Raw genomic sequence first — 17,460 nt, forward strand, 5'->3', positions numbered from 1 at the left:
AAACATCTGAGTATTCAGATGTTTTTTTTTTCGAAAAAAAGTTGAGAATAAACTCCGATAGAACTTGTGATATTTTTAAATTAGAAGAACTACAATGAGCAGAAGAGGAGATGCTAAGGATGATTTGGCAACTTATAATGACTAAGAAAACGCAACGATATTTGAAACTACTTGAATTAATGAATGACGAACAGTATAAGCTAACAGAACTGGCTAAAAAACTAGAAATAAGCATAAAAACCGTCAGACGTTCTATTGGTGAACTAGAGCATAAAGGGTATATCATAAAAGATAAACCGTGGCGAATTAATCGACAACAGTATCCAAATTACCTTGAGCTTTATCGGAAAATATTGACCGAGGATCCGCTCCTTCAACCTTTTAAGCAATTTCTTTGGAGACTGCCCTCTGCAGAAATGAAGTATACAGAGGTAAGAAGGTTAAATGGACACTTGATTTATTTGAACCTTTGGGCAAAATGGCGAACAGGTAAATTGCTAGGTGATCCAGGTATCATTCTATTTCTACAGTTACGTTACTTGAGAGATTTTTATTATTTTGAAGAAGAGGAAATTTATCAACAAGTGGAGCAATATTATCAGCATCAATCTGCTCCTTCATTTGACCGAGCGTTGTTTCCAGACCAAGTGCTGATCAATAGTTTCATTGAGAAATTTAATGTCCAGGAACAACTAGCCGGCTTTTTCTTTTTTGATCATCTGCGTTATCATTTTCTGCTGTTTACTGAATTTTATCATTGTCATCAAAAGCACCAAACTGTCTTATATCAGGAAGTTAGGAAAGCAAGTCGAATTATTGAAGATACGATTGCTTGGGAAAGTGAACTATTAGAGAATACATTCAGAGTGAAGCTCTTTGATCTTTTTATCGGAATATACCAAGGTCTGCCTATAGCGCTCTTCAATGCAAAATGGCAGCAGGGACCAGTTTCGCCAGACTATCAACGTTTGAGTAAAGAATTAAAACGACAACTATCTATGTTGAATAATTGCCGAATAGATGAACTGGCGTTAGCTTTGAAAAATATTGTGTTTGCAAGCCATCAGGTGGCATTTAAAACGACGCCCAACTTAGAATCTTCGCTATTGATTCAAGAAAGGTATCAGACATTTTTATCGGATGGTGGAAACTAAGGTGAAGATTTTTCTTCAAGAAAGGTTATGCTATAATGATTAGGACTACGATAAGAGTATCATTCTATTTAGCATGTTGTTTAATGACTAACGTGATTGATAGAGTGGGAACAATTGAAAATAAGGGGTAGTTCTTCTAGCAGAAGGGCTAGAAAGTAGGAGGAGAGCAGAATGGGCTTACGAAAATTAGATGTTCCGACATCTTCGATTACAGAAGTAAAAAAATCTCCAATGGATGTTTTTGCTCAAGCTCGTAAGGCAGAGACCGGGGTTTATATTTTTAATCGCGAAAAAATTGCCGGTGTAATGCTGACAAAAGAACAATATGAAGCATTGGTAGAAGAATTAGATACTTTACGAGATACCTTATATCAACCGGTGGAGCGTGAATTACCGGTTCCAGAAGAGTTAGAAGAGCTGGCCACGGCTTTAAGAACGACATTGGCGAAGGGGTCTGTGATTTCAGCCCGTTACTTAGATGAACGCATGGTGGCAACTGGTTTCATCACAAAAAAAACCGGCTTTGGCGGTGTAACGGAAATGATGAAAGAACTAGAGGACACTGGAAAAATCATTTATCAATTGCGTCGTCGGGAGCATAATAAAGTCATCTATGCCGAAATTTTTGGCGAACCGCAGGAATTCCAACGCGGTTCTGCTGATAAGCTGATGATCCGTAAAGTGAATTTGATTGAGCGTTGATGCTTAATTTTTTCATACCGAATAAAATGAAACTGAACGATCTTCTTTTATCGCTAGTGATAAAAGAAGATCTTTTTTTGTCATTAGAATGCTGAAAAATTGATGGCAGAGGTGGACTCTTAAATTCCTCTTACTTTCAGCAGGAATAATTGTCTGTGAACGGACGTTCGGTTATAATGAGAGTAACAATACTGTTGAAAGGAGGCGGGCCGGATGGCAGAGTTGGTTTTTCCCTTGAAAAATGATACTTCGCGGAAAATTATTCATATCGATATGGATGCCTTTTTTGCTTCTGTCGAAGAGCGGGATGATCCTGAATTGGCAAAGCGTCCGCTGGTAATCGCTCGCCATCCTTCTGATACGGGCGGCAAAGGCGTCGTGACGACGGCCAATTACAAGGCGCGCATCTACGGAATCCATTCTGCTATGAGCGCTCAGAAGGCCTATGAGCTGTGCCCTCAGGCGATCTTCAAGCCAGGCGATCATGCCAAATATAGTGCGGTCTCGAAACAGGTACGAGAAATTTTTCATCGCTATACCGATATCATCGAACCTGTCTCCATTGATGAGGCCTATCTTGATGTGACGGAAAATAAGATCAACGCACGTTCCGCGATTAAGATCGCTCGCTTGATCCAGCAGGATATTTGGCAGGAGCTGCAATTAACCTGTTCATCTGGCGTCAGCTACAATAAGTTTTTAGCGAAGCTAGCTTCGGATTATCAAAAACCGCAGGGAATGACCGTGATCTCACCGGAAGAAGCAGTGGTATTCTTGAAGCGGTTGCCGATTGAAAAATTTCATGGGGTCGGAAAGAAGACAGTTCCGAAAATGAATGAGCTGGGTATTTTTACTGGTGCGGATTTGTATGAGAAAAGCGAGATGTTTCTGATTCAAGTGTTCGGTAAGATGGGCTATTCCTTGTATCGAAAGGTGCGGGGTATCCACGATTCGCCCGTCAGTATCACGCGGGAGCGAAAATCAGTTGGCAAGGAACATACATATGGTCGTCCGTTATCAACAGAGGATGAGGTATTGAGTCAGCTGCGGCAATTGGCGGAGAAGGTGGAGAGCTCACTGAAGCGAGTCCAGCGTCATGGGAAAACAGTCGTCCTGAAAGTTCGTTATGCGGATTACACAACAGTAACGCGGCGAGTCACGCTTCCTTATTACATAGAAAAGAAAGAAGAATTGTTTTCTCAAGCGAGCTTGATCTGGGAAGAGATCGGCGGTGTAGAAAAAGGGATCCGATTAGTCGGCATTACCTTGACCAATCTAGATCCCGTTGCGTATGAGAATATTGTCCTCCCGCTATGGGAAGAACGTGAAGAGCGATCAAATTAGTTCGCTCTTTTTAATTTGTTCAAAGGCCTTTTCCGAATCGTGCAGCTTTTCCCAGATCACGACTTCACCTTGAGCCAATGACTTTTTAACATCGATGATTCGTTGATTGGAGCTGCCGCGGAATTGCAGCATCAAATTTTTCTTTGAGAGATCAAAACGGCCATCTACGAGAATATCAATCTTACTCAACATCTCCAGTTTGTCCTCGCTGTCCAGCAGCAGTTCTTCAAAGGTATAACCGCTCCATGACCAGATATCTTTTGTATCGCCAAATTCAGCGCGAAGACGGTCGATTATTTTTAAGCAGACTTGCGTATTTAAGAAAGGCTCACCGCCTAAGAAGGTCACACCTTGGACGTAATCGTGAGCGGTATCTGCAATCAACTGATCTTCTAGTTCTTGGGTGAAGGGCTTGCCGTAATGGAAATTTTGCGAGGCGGCATTGAAGCAGCCTTCGCAGGCAAAGGGACAGCCGCTAACATAGAGACTATTGCGGACGCCTTCGCCATCGACAAAGTTAAAGGCCTTATAATCAGCGATGTATTGTTGGCTCAGTTCGCTGGCTAGCCATTCTTTGGGTTTAGGATTACGCATATTTTTCCCCTTTCAAGTAAAACAGGGAGCGGCAAAGAGCGCCGTCCCTGTCAATCGTATTTCTGTTTGGTTCAATGGACAAGATCCATTGAACGTTTTTACATATGTTTTACGCGTGAGGCGATTTCTTCGTGACGACCGTGAACCATTGGACGTGCTTGAGGGTTTCCTAAGTAGCCGCAAGTCCGTTTCACTACATCACATGATTTTGGATCGTGATTGCCGCATTGTGGGCATTCAAAGCCGCGTTTGGTTGGCTTGAAGTCGCCTTCGAAGCCGCATTCGTAGCAGTGATCGATTGGTGTATTCGTTCCTAAATAAGCGATGCGATCGTAACCATAATCCCAAACAGCTTCCAATGATTTTGGATTTTGTTGCAGAACAGGGTATTCACAATAATGAATGAAGCCGCCAGAGCAATATTTAGGATAGTCTTTTTCAAAGTCTAATTTTTCAAACGGTGTTGGATTTTTACGAACATCGTAATGGAAACTATTTGTATAGTAGTCCTTGTTCGTGATATTTTCAACGATCCCGAAGCGTTCAGTATCTAAACGGCAGAAGCGGTCAGTCAAGCTTTCACTTGGTGTTGAATAAACACTGAAGTGATAACCATATTCGTTGCCCCATGCATCGGCGTGTTCCTTCAAGTCTTTCATGATGTCGATAGTGAAGTCTTTTGCTTCCGCGTTGTCTTCCCATTCGCCGCCGTAAAAGACGCTGGCAACTTCATAAAGACCAATATAGCCTAGAGAAATCGTTGCTCGTTTGTTTTTGAACAATTCATTGACCGCATCCGTCCGTTTCAAACGTTTGCCGAATGCGCCATATTGATAAAGGATCGGCGCGTTTGCCGGTGTTGCTTCTTTACAACGGTCGATTCGGAAGACTAGTGCGTCTTTTGCGATTTGCAGACGTTCTTCTAATAATGACCAGAATTTTTCTTTGTTGCCGCCAGACTCTAACGCGATTCGCGGTAAGTTCAACGTAACCACACCAAGGTTCATGCGACCCGCATTGACTTCTTCACCTTGTTCATTTTTCCAGCCTTGCAGGAATGAACGACAGCCCATTGGCACTTTGAAGCTGCCGGTTAATTCAATCAATTTATCGTAGTTCAAGATGTCTGGATACATCCGTTTTGTTGCGCACTCTAAAGCCAATTCTTTAATGTCGTAGTTTGGATCAGTTGGATTCAAGTTTGTTCCACGACGTAAAGTAAAGATCAGTTTAGGGAAGATCGCTGTGCGTTTTTCGCTGCCTAGACCTTCGATGCGAATTTGCAGGATCGCTTTTTGGATTTCACGTTCAAACCAGTCTGTTCCAAGACCAAAGCCTAGAGAAGTGAATGGTGTTTGTCCATTTGATGTGAATAAAGTATTGATTTCATATTCCAAACTTTGCATTGCATCGTAAATGTCTTTACGGGTTTTTTGTTTTGCGAAAGCTTTTTGTTTTTCAGGATCATCGATCCATTCTTCCGCATCTTTTAAGTGTTTTGCGTAATTTAGGCGCGCAAAAGGAGCTAATAGCTCGTCAGTACGATCCGCCGAACATCCGCCGTATTGGCTTGATGCCACGTTGGCGATGATTTGCGAGATTTGGGCAGTCGCTGTTTGGATTGATTTTGGACTTTCAACTTCCGCATTTCCGATCTTGAAGCCGTTGTTCAACATGCCTTTGAAGTCAATCAAACAGCAGTTAGTCATCGGGGTATATGGATGGTAGTCCAGATCATGGTAATGGATATCACCTTTTTGATGGGCGTTGGCTACGTGCGGCGGCAACATCTTCAAACCAATTGATTTGCCAACGATTCCAGCTGTCAAATCGCGTTGTGTGTTAAAGACATCACTATCCTTATTGGCATTTTCGTTCACGACAGTTTGATCCTTGTTGATCAATTTGCCGATCGTAAAGTTGATATCGGTCGCTTTGCTGCGTTGGAAGTCGCGACGTGTCCGATAATTGATATATTCTTCTGCTAATTCATATTCGTTGTGTTCTAATAATATATGCTCCACAATGTTTTGAATTTCATAAATTTTGATATCGCTAGTGAAACGTTCAGAAATTTCTGCATCTACACGCTCAACGATTGACTGGATACGTTCATGAGCCAATGGATCGACTGATCCTTTAATTTTCGTTTCTGCTTTGATCAAAGCATCATAAATTTTTTGATCATCAAAGGCTGTGTGACGACCATCACGTTTTACGACCTTAATATTTTTTAGCGACGGCTGATATTCGTTGATTAACGAATCTTTTGTGTGGATTTCCATCATTGCAAACACTCCATTTCCTCTAAAGTTCATTATCAATCATATAGTATTTCTGACGTGGTTGCAACGATATATGGTATCTTTTTTCGGATAAAAAAGAAAAACACACCATATATAGTGTGTTTGTTTACTGAAAGATGAAAGAAAGCTGATGAGGTCAAGCTTCTATTTGAGATAAAATAACTTAAAAATATTTTACCGAAAAAGTGAAAAATTTGTAAGATTATTGAAGGACGTTTCACATGGGAATCTGCCCCAAATATGATACCATAAAGAAAAAATTTTGGATATCAAAAATAGGTTTTTGTTTCATTGTTTGTTGAAATTTTCACCTGAGTGCTCTACTGAAAGATGACTAGTATAACTAACAAGCTCTAGTTGTAAGATCTGCGGCATTCAAATAGAACGAATATGGGAGGAACCAATGAAAAAAATGATCGATGTGCAGCATCTTAGTAAAAGCTTCGGCACACGTAATAATAAGGTCACTGTTTTGAATGATTTGAACTTTACTGTAGAAAAAGGCGAATTTGTCGGAATTATGGGACCTAGCGGAGCCGGTAAGACGACTTTGATGAATATTCTGTCGACGATTTCATTGCCAACGATGGGTTCAGTAAAAATCGATGGCGCGGATATCACGCAAATGCGTGAAAAGCGTCTGACTGATTTTAGACGGGAAAATCTCGGTTTCATTTTCCAGGACTTCAATTTAATCGATAGTCTGACAGTGAAGGACAATATTATTTTGCCGCTGACTGTCAGCAAGCTTTCTTATGAAGAGATTGAGGAACGCGTCCAGCGCTTAACGCGGATCTTGAAGATCGAACAGATTTTGGAGCGCTATCCCGAGGAAATCTCGATCGGACAGCAGCAGCGGACGGCAGCAGCTCGTGCCTTGATCAGTCGTCCGTTGGTTCTATTTGCGGATGAGCCAACGGGTTCTTTGGATTCGAAGGCGGCTACAGAATTCTTGAATTATTTAGATGAGGTCAATTTGCATGAAGAAACAACGATCTTAATGGTGACCCACGATCCTTTCACAGCAAGCTATTGTAATCGAGTCTTGTTCATCAAGGATGGGCGTTTCTTCTCGGAGATCGTACGGCGTTCGTCTCGGAAGGATTTTTTTGAGAAGGTTATCGATATGCAGGCTACGATCGGCGGAGGTGGAAAGGCGAATGCTGATTAGTATTGTTTGGCGAGGCTTCAAAAAACAGCTGTCGAATTATTTAATATTTTTCTTTAGTCTGATTTTTGCGGTCATGGTCTATTACTCCTTTACCGCGATGACTTATGAGCAGCCCTTGATCCGCAGTGCCGGGAAAAATACGCAGCTGGTGGGCATGCTGGGTTTCGGCAGTTTTGCTGTTGTTTTGATCTTGCTATTTTTCATGGCGAATACCAATCGCTTTTTTATCGAGAATCGCCGCAAGGATATCAGTATCTTTCATCTCTATGGTCTGAATTATTATCAAATCTGTCTCTGGTTCATTTTGGAAATTTTCTTTATCGGGATTTTTTCATTTATGATCGGGATCGGAGCCGGCGTTCTGCTATCCAAGCTTTTTAGTATGATTTTAGTAAAAGCGATGGATCTGCCATTGCAAGTCCACTTCTTTTTATCAACCGACGCGATCGTCGCTACGGGATTAGTGGTGCTCTTTATTTTGGTAGTTGTTTCATTCCAGATTCTCTGGCTAGTATCCGGCTATAAATTCTCCCATTTGAAGAAGCTTCAACTGCGAAAGATTCAAGCAATGAAGGTGCCGCTTTGGCAGAAATTATTGGGAGCCATCGGGGCTTTGCTGTTGCTGACTGGCTGGGGAATGGCGCTGGTCTATATTAGTCTGGCTCGTTGGGCAAGTGATTCCTTCGGCTTATTACAGGGCAACGCAGTATTGATGCTGCTCATCTTTTTATTTTGTGTAGTGGGCAGTTATTTGTTTTTTGCCTTCACACTGCGCTGGTACAATTCTTATCGACCGAAGCGTTTGAATAAAAATTTGGGCATGTTATCAAGAAGCGAATGGCAGCTGCGGTTATTTAGTGAATGGCGGTTTTTAGGTTCGATCACCGTTGCGCTGGGTTTGGCATTAGCAATTTTAGGCGGGATGGCAGCAATCGTTTCATTGGAGATGCGTTCAGTTAATGAAATCGCGCCAGCTTCATTGATGCTTACCAGTGAAAGCTATGCTAAGTTTGCCCCCAAGCTACAAGACGTGACACCTTATCAGCGCCAATCCCTGCATTTCAAATCCGTTCCCGCTAAGCAAAGTGTGGAGATTTCTGGCGAAGGAATCAATTCGCAGCCAGAAGTCATGGATATGATCTCTCTTTCTGATTATCGTGCCTTTCAAAAAGTGAATCCGACCTTGCAGGATATCCAACTGAAAACGCCTCATTCGACGGTTGTTTTGAGTTCTTATCAGCGCTACTTCAGCGATTACGTTCGTTACAGTAAAGTAATCTATCTGAAGCATCGGAACTTGACTGTTCAAAAGAGCTTGCCAAACTTTTTTGGTGATCCTAGCCTGCGGTACGGAACGGGGATGATCGTTGTTTCTGATGAAGTTTTTGCAGAGACTCAAGGACATTACTATACTATTGAAGCGATCGATGTGGAGCGATCGTTTGAGGGTCAACTAAATCAGCTGGTTCACCAAAATCTTAAAGGAGATTGGGACTATCCGATCCATTATGATCTTTCCTGGAAAAACAATCAGATTGTCGGGAATATTACTGAAGGGGAAGGAACGAAAAAAGATGGTTCAACGATTTATCGATCGGAATATAGCTCTCGTCAAGAAGTCTATCGAGCGACTCGCAGCAGTATGGGGCTGGTTCTATTCGTAGTGACCTTTGTGACTGCGACCTTCATTATTGCAACAGCCAGCATGGTAACTTTGCGACAGCTCTCTGAGTTCAAGCAAAAGCGGAAAAAATACAGCTTGTTGCGGCAAATGGGGATTCCAGATAAAACGATCTATCAAGAAATCAAGCGCGAGAATCGAGTCGTTTTCTTCATTCCGGCGATTTTAGCTTTGATCCATAGTGTGTTAGCCATCTCGGTCATCTCTCACATTGCCAAAGATGCTAATTATGGGTTTGTTTATCTGTTTTGCGGCTTGATGCTGATAGTCTATGCGTTGTTCTATTGGGCAACCTGCGTTTATCAGAAGAAGGTTTTATAGAAGTTAAAGATTTTTTCAAAAAAGAGCTGTCTTATTGTGTGTTTCGCAATAAGGCAACTCTTTTTTTAGTTATCCAGTTTGATTTCAACTATACCAAACAGATATTCCTTTGTTTTGGGTATGTGACAAAACTGTTCGTTTGAAAGCGTTCTATGTAAGAGGAAGAAATGGTAGATTTTCGGCAAGCTCCTATAATGAATACTAAATAAAGGAGAGGGCGATCGAATGAAGGAATACTTTAAACGCCCGGCTACTCGTTACTGGTTAAGCTTTATTGGAAAGACGCTTTTCTACTTTGCCGTCCTTTTGATTTTAGTTTACTTATACCATTACAAGAGTATCCAAGGCGGTAATTTTATCTATAACGAATTTTAAGGGATTGAAAAGAGTTCGTTCTTGAACTGAACGGGGGGACAATCATGCAAAATATCATCACAGCAATCGACCAATGGGCAAAGAAAATTCCAGAGGCGATTGCGTATCAATCAGAAACAGAAGAGTTCAGTTATCAGACCTTGAGTCAATGGTCTGATAACTTGGCTCAGTATTTGAACAAAAACGCAGCAGCGAAGACACCGATCGTCGTCTTTGGTGAATTGGAATTTGAAATGATCGCCAGCTTCTTAGGAGCCGCTAAAAGTGGTCATGCCTATATTCCAATCGAATCAAACACACCACTAGATCGGATTCAATTAATTTTAGAAGTAGCACAGCCAGCGATGGTCTTAAGTGTTTTGCCATGGCCAGAAGAAATTGATGTAGACATTCCGGTCGTTACACCAACCGAACTCGCTGAGGTCTTCGCAACAGAACATGGAAAAGAAGCGTTGCAGCCGGTCATGGATGACGAAACTTTTTATATCATCTTCACTTCTGGTACGACTGGTGTACCAAAGGGTGTTCAGATAAGCCATAAGAATCTGCTGAGCTTCGTCAATTGGGATTTGAAGGATTTTGGGATCGAAACAGGGATGCGCTTCTTATCACAAGCACCGTATTCTTTTGATCTATCTGTAATGAGTGTTTATCCAGCGCTTTGCAGCGGAGGAACTTTGATACCAATGGAAAAAACAGTCATCAATGATTTCAAGAAGTTATTCAGCTTTCTGCCGAAGTTAGATTTGGAGGTTTGGGTTTCAACACCGTCATTCATGGATATTTGTTTAATGGAAAAGACCTTTGACGGTGAGCATGTTCCTTCTTTGAAAATCTTCCAATTCTGCGGCGAAGAGCTACCACGTAAGACAGCCGAAGAATTACTGCGGCGCTTCCCGAATGCGAAAGTCTTCAATACTTATGGCCCAACTGAAGCAACAGTTGCCATGACGCAAATTGAAGTGACAGCCGAGGTATTGGAAAAATATGATCGTGTGCCGATTGGCTACATCAAGGAAGATACGGAAGTATTAATCTACGACGAAGATCAAGTAGCAGAAAAGGGCGCTTCCGGCGAGATCATTATCAAAGGTCCAAGCGTCTCCAAAGGGTATATGAACAATCCAGAAAAAACCGCAGCGGCCTTCTTTGAAATCGACGGTGTTCCAGCGTATCACACTGGCGATGCCGGCCGTCTTCAGGACGACGGGTTGCTGTTATATGAGGGTCGAATTGACTTTCAAGTGAAGCTGCACGGCTTCCGAATCGAATTGGAAGACATCGATCATCATTTGGAAAAGGTTTCTTATGTAAAGCAAGCGATCGTTGTTCCGAAATATCAAGATCACAAAGTCCAACAACTCGTCGCCTATGTCGTTGCCAACGACAACGAGTTCGAAAAAGCCTATCAGTTAACGAAAGCAGTCAAAGAAGGATTGGCAGAAGGCGTTATGGAGTATATGATTCCGCAAAAATTTGTGTATGTAGATCAATTGCCGCTGACAGCGAATGGCAAGATTGACCGCAAGAGACTAATCAACGAGGTGAATAGCTGATGCTGATCCCTCACATGGTGCCTTATGCGTCACCGACTTATTTCATTATTTTGTTTGTGACCTTGCTGCCGCTGATCTTAAGTTTGCTGATACGGGGCAAACGAATCGGCTGGTATCAATCACTGATCACGCTGTTCTTTCTTTACATTTCCTTTGGTGGAAAAGATTATCGTCAAGGATTGGCGCTGATTGGTTATGTGATCTTCCAAAGTATTTTAGTTTGGTGCTACAACCACTATCGTAAGAACAAGAATCAAGCTGGAGTCTTTTACTTCGCGGTCTTTTTAAGTATCGTACCGTTGTTTCTAGTCAAGGTGACACCCTTTCTAGATGGTCAAAATTCAATCGTTGGATTTCTTGGAATTTCCTATTTAACATTTAAATCGGTTCAGATCATCATGGAAATGCGGGACGGCATGATCAAGGAATACAGTCCGCTGAACTATATTAAGTTCCTGCTGTTCTTCCCAACAATCTCTTCAGGTCCGATTGACCGTTATCGTCGCTTTGAGAAGGATTTAAAGGAACCGCCTGCACCAGAAAAATACGTGGACCTATTAGGTGCCGGTGTCCATGATATTTTTGTCGGCTTTTTATATAAATTCGTGATCGGCTATTACTTCGGTCAAGTTCTGCTGCCAATTGTTGATCGCATGGCGATGCAGCATGGCGGAATCTCTTGGGGCTTAGTCGGGTATATGTATGTTTACAGCATGTACTTGTTCTTCGATTTTGCCGGTTATAGTTTGTTTGCGGTTGGTACCAGCAAACTGATGGGATACGAAACACCGCCAAACTTTAACAAGCCGTTCTTATCTTGGAACATCAAGGAATTCTGGAATCGTTGGCATATGACCTTGTCCTTCTGGTTCCGTGACTACATCTATATGCGCTTGATGTTCACCTTGATCAAAAAGAAAACCTTCAAGAGCCGGATCGTAGCGTCAAATGTTGGCTACTTTGCCTTATTCTTGATCATGGGCGTATGGCATGGCTTGACTTGGTACTATATTTTATATGGATTCTACCACGCTGCCTTGATTTGTTTAACCGATGCGTGGCTGCGCTTCAAGAAGAAGCACAAAAAACAGATTCCATCCAATAAATTTACCCACGCATTGGCGATTTTCTTAACCTTCAATGCCGTCTGCTTGAGCTTTTTAATCTTCTCAGGCTTTTTGGATAAGTTATTATTTCATAACTTATTTTTAGGGCGTTAAAAATTAAATTACCTACTTAAATATAAAACACGAAATGGAGCGAGTAACATGGAAGACACATTATTTAGTATTTTAGAAGATATCACAGGAACGGATGAAGTAAGAGACAATCCAGAGGTAGATCTGTTTGAAGAAGGCTTGATGGACTCTTTAGCGACCGTTCAACTATTGGTTGAGATTGAAGGTCAATTAGGCGTGCAAGTTCCTGTTTCAGAGTTTGACCGCGCTCAATGGAACACACCGAATAAAATTATTGAACAAGTGAAAGCTTTGCAAGCCTAATGAAAAAGAAACTCTTCGGTATCTTTGGGCCGATTGTTTTAGCGGCAGTATTATTGGTTCTTCTGTTTTTTTCACCGTTTAAAATTAACAGCAACGATCCAAAGCTGATCAAAGCTGCTTCAAGTTCGATGGCGGGAAATGTTCTGCGAGGAAACAGTATTACTAAGGAAGCTCTAAGTACCGATAATTATGTACCGTTCTTTGGTTCCTCTGAATTGAGCCGGATTAGTCCATTCCATCCTTCGGTTCTAGCCGAAAAGTATGACCGCGGCTACACGCCTTTTTTGATGGGAGCACCAGGAACTCAATCACTAACACAATTCATGATGATGCAGTCGTTGGGAAATGAACTAAAGGATCGAAAGGTCGTTTTCATCATTTCACCACAGTGGTTTGTTAAAAACGGCATTAAACGCGATTACTTTGATGCCTACTATTCCCCAGAACAAACCTTGAACTGGCTGTTGAATCTAAAAAAGGTTCAAGTTAGCGATCAATATTTGGCGCAACGTTTGACCCATTATGGAGTGGTAAGAAAAGATAATCGTTTAGAACGGATGCTGGATGCGGTCATGAAGGGCGATCTGCCAGACAAGACCGACATCGCCTTTAGCAAACTAAAATTGAATATGCTGGAAAGAGAAGATGAGCTATTCAGTACGATCGGCATGATCAGCAAGCAGGACGCGATCGATAAAAATGTCAAAGCCTTGCCCGAAGATTATAATCAGAGTGAACTGAATACTTTAGCCGATCGTTTAGGAAAACGGGCAACTGAGGGAAATGAATTTGGTATCCAACAACGTTTCTATAAACAACGGATCAAGCCGCATATGAATCGTTTTGCTGATTCGCAAAAGGAATGGGATTATCGTTACTCGCCAGAGTTCTCTGATTTTCAATTGGCATTAGATCAATTAGCGAAAAAACATAGTGACGCGCTCTTTATTATTCCGCCAGTCAATGGCCGTTGGGCGAAATTCACTGGGCTTTCAAATGAGATGCTGCAGCAATTCTCTGCTAAGATCAAATATCAATTGACTTCGCAAGGATTTAACCATATCGCTGACTACTCTAACCAGCAAAACACTCCGTATTTCATGCAGGATACGATCCACTTAGGCTGGAAGGGCTGGTTAGCAGCAGATAAGAAAATCGCACCATTTTTGAAGGATCATCAATCACAAGTGGAGCAGTATCGAATCAATAATCGATATTTCTTAAGCAAAGAATGGCAAGAGATGAATCCAGAAGCAATAAAATAAAAAATGAGGCAGTCACAATTCTAACTTGTGGCTGCCTTTTCTTATTTATAAGTACGACTCTGAAGAATTGGATGATTTTTTTCATCATTTAATGATGAAATTTTTCCGCCTGATTTATTCGTTTCACAAACAAAAAAATGAGCAGCGATATGACCGACAACAGTTTATCGGTGTTCTTTTTATTTGAGAATCAGTAAAACAAGGAAGAAAAACAGGAAGATTGATCTGTTTTTTTTTAATAAATCCATTTAATTTAAAAATAGCCGCAAAATGTGTTCTTTTTTATTTGGCTTCTAGCATCGCTTAATTAAAATCTCGCCAATTCTAGCATCTAGCGTTATGATTTTTTTGAAGAAATAAAACGCATACATTGTTGGAAAAGAAGGAGCGGATTTACATGAAAGCAAAAGAGCAGAAAACACCACTATCTCAGAGACAGTTACTAGGCATGAAGCCCAGTACACTTGAAGCCAAAATCATCAGTTATTTCGAATTTTCTCAAGATGTGTCATCTGTCATCAAATATCTCGTTATTACCATGATGCGAAATGCCCTTGTCACAACGGACTTTTCGTTTCTCTGTAGAGAGCTAATCTGTGATTTATTCATGACGGCCGGACCTAATGACGTGATGCGGAAATACTGTACTTATTTTGAAGATTATTTCAAAAAAAGAGGCGATTGGGATAAAGTTATCCGCCGCTTATTTGCAGATAAGAAGGAATATTATCGCTTATCCGAGGAAACTCGTTCATATAAAAAAATTTTAGATACTCTAGGGACAAATGAAGTCAAGAACCCGGATCATACCATTCGTCTAGTCTCAGTGTTTGAAGATGCTGCCGGGAAAAAACATACCCTGACGCTCCGAGATGCGGACGAAAGGCGATCAAAAGCAGAAATCAATAAAATTCTAGAAATCATGACAACCGTGGATCTTTTTGAAACCGCTACTGGCGTAAGGCGCTTTATGACGCTTGTTAAAGCGAATCGTCCAGGAACAATAGAGACGTTAGACGAAGAGGAAGTGCAAGACGAGTCACAGGTGGAATCTGTTCAAAATTTGGTATCCGAATCAAGAGAAAGGAAGACGATAGAAATCGTTGTCTCAGAAAGCTTTGATCCTGAAGCCTTAAGCGAAAAGGAGCTATTAGCCATGATCCGAGTGGGTCATCCAGATGTGGTTAGTTTGCAAGATGTTCATGTAGTCTTTACTGAACAAGAATCGGAAGTGACGCAGTCGGATGAAGATGTAGAAATGCAAGAGCCAATATTGGAGCCTGTGATAGACTCGAACTCGCCACAACCAGCGTTAAATGATAGTTCCCAATCGAAGAGTTCAACTGGGGTTTCTGATCCACCGGCCACGGATCAAAAGAAACCTAAAAAGCGCAAACGGCTAACAGCGAAACAAGCTTACGCCCAATCTGTGATTGAAAATAGAGGGAATAATATTCAAAAAGGCAGCAGTAAAAATAAGAATAATAAGAACGGCAGAAAAAATAAAAAGAAAAGGAAGTAAAGCCGCTACTTCTGCAGTCGATCTATTTGTCGTGCCTCCAATAAACCTAATAAAAAAACCTAAGTAGAAGAATTCTCCTTAGGTTCCGACGGTAGTTTTATTAATAGTGCTTATAATAGAAGATCGCCAATTGTGTTCGATCACGGACTTCTAATTTCTCCAGCAGTTGGCTGATATTATTACGTACGGTGCCTTCACTTAAAAATAACTCTTGGGCAATCTCTTTGTTGTTTTTGCCGTTGGCAACAGCGATCAATATGCTTTCTTCCCGTTCGGATAAGTTGATCGTCGATTGTTTACGCGGAGATTGATCTGTCAAAATCGAGGCTAGTTTCCCTACGATCTCTGTCCCAAACACGGTTTGTCCGTTGTAAACAGCTTTGATTGCTGGAACGATACTAGCAAGATCCTGCTTGATCAAATAACCTTTGACACCGATTTGCAAGGCCTCTCGGATATATTCATCATCGGAAAAAGTTGTCAGCAACAGGATCACAGCATCTGGTACTTGCTTAAAGATTTCCTTTGCCGCTTCAATTCCAGTACTTTCTCCCATACGAATATCTGTTAGCAAAACATCGGGGCGTTCCTGCAGGTATAGCTTGACTGCTTCTGAGGCAGAGTTTCCTGTGCCTACAACTTGGATCTCATCCGATATCTCTAAAATAGTTTTCAATGATTCCGTTACTAACGGATCGTCATCAACGACGACAACGTGAATCATGGCAAACCTCCTCGTTTAAATATTTTTTTAATTAGTGAATGCTGTGAAAAGCCGAGTGTGTATCTTTTGGCAACACCACATGGATTAGAAAGTTATCTAGGGTCTGGGAGACATGGAGCTGTCCACCGATTTGTTCCACTCTTTGTCGCATACTTTTCAAACCAATTCCCTTGCCGCTTTTTTTAGTCAGCGTTCCATTATCAAGAATCTGCAAGCGATAGAAGGCGGGTAATTCATTGAAAGAGAGTGTAACTTTCGTCGCGTTACTGTGTTTCATCACATTAGCGAAGGCTTCTTTCAGAACCATTAATAATGTCCGTTCCTGTTCTTGACTCATTTTTTCTGGAATATTTCCCCGAATCTCAACATCACAAAACTGAAAATCTTCTATTAATAAGTCTAACCCCTTTGAGAAAGAGAGAGAAGTTTCATGGAGATCATGAACGCTCTCACGAATATTGTCCATACCCGTATGAATCGTTGTTTTTAATTGATTCAACGGTTTTTTTAGGTTGTCTGCCTGATTGATGGCTTCGATCGCTCCTAGTTGAATGATGGCACTGGATAATAAATGACCAACATTGTCATGGATGTCACGAGCAATTCGATTCCGTTCTTCGGAAATCTCCAAATCAATGAAGGTTTCCTGCGACTGCACCAGCTCGTGATTTTTTTGTTTTAACAGCTCTTGTTTTTCCCAACTATCATCCTTCAGCTGCAATAAGGCTTCTCTAATATCTTCTTGTTTTTTGCCGCGCCAAGCTAGCAGGATGGCAAAGCAATTTAAGCATAAAACTAGCAGTCGTTCAGGGGATGAGTAGGCGTCTTGAAGCAAGGGGATGACTAAAACAATGAGTGCCCAGCTCCAAATCACTTCTTCACGCCAGGCAATTCTTAAGTTTGCCGGCAGAAAAACGAGTAGCGTCGGCCAGAAAAAGCTCAGAATCAATAACGGAAAAACACCAAATACTTGTCCTAACGACTTTTTGAGCAGTAAAGCAGGACCAGCTAAAAGAATACTCGCCAAGAGATAGACCACCATTTGCTGTTGAAAATTTTGTTGAAAAAGTAACAGGATGCCGATCATTTCTAAAAAGAAAAAATCCGTCCAATAACTATTTAAATTTTTCATTGCCGCTCCTTTTAATGATCGTAAAAAACGATTAGAGATTTTCGTCACGGTCGCTATGCATATAATGACATTTGTCATCTTATGATTGGCGCAAACTCACTACTGGAAAGT

15 protein-coding genes are annotated in these 17,460 nt (G+C 41.4%); 11 read left to right on the top strand and 4 right to left on the bottom strand.

The features are described from left to right. Nucleotides 1–119 precede the first annotated feature (119 nt). From AC4J95_RS13380 to dinB, 3 genes are all read left to right on the top strand, one after another. Nucleotides 120–1,154, top strand: coding sequence for a helix-turn-helix domain-containing protein (locus AC4J95_RS13380; RefSeq protein WP_494550313.1), 1,035 nt, complete (start codon nt 120–122; stop codon nt 1,152–1,154). Nucleotides 1,155–1,325: 171 nt separating this feature from the next. After that, nucleotides 1,326–1,856 carry a type II toxin-antitoxin system Phd/YefM family antitoxin gene (locus AC4J95_RS13385; RefSeq protein WP_316401042.1) on the top strand — a complete coding sequence of 177 codons (531 nt, stop codon included), beginning with the start codon at nt 1,326–1,328 and terminating at the stop codon, nt 1,854–1,856. Nucleotides 1,857–2,069: 213 nt separating this feature from the next. After that, the gene (gene dinB / locus AC4J95_RS13390) at nt 2,070–3,200 is read left to right on the top strand and encodes a DNA polymerase IV (protein WP_494550314.1); all 1,131 of its coding nucleotides are present in this window, start codon (nt 2,070–2,072) and stop codon (nt 3,198–3,200) included. Here the strand turns inward: dinB and nrdG are convergent. Together nrdG and nrdD are read right to left on the bottom strand one after the other, a co-directional pair. Further along, complete coding sequence (nrdG, locus tag AC4J95_RS13395) at nt 3,192–3,794, bottom strand: anaerobic ribonucleoside-triphosphate reductase activating protein (RefSeq protein ID WP_494550315.1); 603 nt, start codon at nt 3,792–3,794, stop codon at nt 3,192–3,194. The two genes, dinB and nrdG, sit on opposite strands and share 9 nt — an antisense overlap. A gap of 98 nt (nt 3,795–3,892) precedes the next feature. Next, nucleotides 3,893–6,082, bottom strand: coding sequence for an anaerobic ribonucleoside-triphosphate reductase (gene nrdD / locus AC4J95_RS13400; RefSeq protein ID WP_494550316.1), 2,190 nt, complete (start codon nt 6,080–6,082; stop codon nt 3,893–3,895). A 421-nt stretch (nt 6,083–6,503) separates the two neighbouring features. Here nrdD and AC4J95_RS13405 point away from each other — a divergent pair, with 421 nt between their 5' ends. The 8 genes from AC4J95_RS13405 to AC4J95_RS13440 all read left to right on the top strand — a co-directional run bounded on the left by AC4J95_RS13405 (nt 6,504) and on the right by AC4J95_RS13440 (nt 15,493). Continuing rightward, nucleotides 6,504–7,271 (top strand): ABC transporter ATP-binding protein, encoded by a 768-nt coding sequence (locus AC4J95_RS13405; RefSeq protein ID WP_494550317.1) that lies wholly within the window; start codon nt 6,504–6,506, stop codon nt 7,269–7,271. Further along, entirely contained in the window at nt 7,261–9,273 is a 2,013-nt protein-coding gene (locus AC4J95_RS13410) for an FtsX-like permease family protein (protein WP_494550318.1), read from the top strand. Before AC4J95_RS13405 ends, AC4J95_RS13410 begins: the two co-directional genes overlap by 11 nt. A 225-nt stretch (nt 9,274–9,498) precedes the next feature. Further along, nucleotides 9,499–9,648: a teichoic acid D-Ala incorporation-associated protein DltX gene (locus tag AC4J95_RS13415; protein ID WP_316401036.1), complete on the top strand. Its 150-nt coding sequence runs from the start codon at nt 9,499–9,501 to the stop codon at nt 9,646–9,648. 44 nt (nt 9,649–9,692) lie between these two features. Continuing rightward, entirely contained in the window at nt 9,693–11,204 is a 1,512-nt protein-coding gene (gene dltA / locus AC4J95_RS13420; RefSeq protein WP_494550319.1) for a D-alanine--poly(phosphoribitol) ligase subunit DltA, read from the top strand. Next, nucleotides 11,204–12,424: a D-alanyl-lipoteichoic acid biosynthesis protein DltB gene (dltB, locus tag AC4J95_RS13425; RefSeq protein ID WP_494550320.1), complete on the top strand. Its 1,221-nt coding sequence runs from the start codon at nt 11,204–11,206 to the stop codon at nt 12,422–12,424. Before dltA ends, dltB begins: the two co-directional genes overlap by 1 nt. 48 nt (nt 12,425–12,472) lie before the next feature. Further along, nucleotides 12,473–12,706 carry a D-alanine--poly(phosphoribitol) ligase subunit DltC gene (gene dltC, locus AC4J95_RS13430; RefSeq protein ID WP_088933251.1) on the top strand — a complete coding sequence of 78 codons (234 nt, stop codon included), beginning with the start codon at nt 12,473–12,475 and terminating at the stop codon, nt 12,704–12,706. After that, entirely contained in the window at nt 12,706–13,971 is a 1,266-nt protein-coding gene (gene dltD, locus AC4J95_RS13435; protein WP_494550321.1) for a D-alanyl-lipoteichoic acid biosynthesis protein DltD, read from the top strand. The genes dltC and dltD overlap by 1 nt, the downstream gene beginning before the upstream one ends. Before the next feature lie 397 nt (nt 13,972–14,368). Continuing rightward, nucleotides 14,369–15,493: a DUF2922 family protein gene (locus AC4J95_RS13440; RefSeq protein ID WP_494550322.1), complete on the top strand. Its 1,125-nt coding sequence runs from the start codon at nt 14,369–14,371 to the stop codon at nt 15,491–15,493. Nucleotides 15,494–15,593: 100 nt separating this feature from the next. On the opposite strand, the gene AC4J95_RS13445 is transcribed toward AC4J95_RS13440, so the two are convergent. Together AC4J95_RS13445 and AC4J95_RS13450 are read right to left on the bottom strand one after the other, a co-directional pair. Then, on the bottom strand, nt 15,594–16,217 hold the full coding sequence (locus AC4J95_RS13445) for a response regulator (protein WP_494550323.1): 624 nt from the start codon (nt 16,215–16,217) through the stop codon (nt 15,594–15,596). Nucleotides 16,218–16,248: 31 nt separating this feature from the next. Next, nucleotides 16,249–17,349, bottom strand: a complete 1,101-nt coding sequence (locus AC4J95_RS13450) for a sensor histidine kinase (protein WP_494550324.1) — start codon at nt 17,347–17,349, stop codon at nt 16,249–16,251. Nucleotides 17,350–17,460: the final 111 nt, after the last annotated feature.

Source organism: Enterococcus sp. GPZ-007 (genome assembly GCF_059374735.1).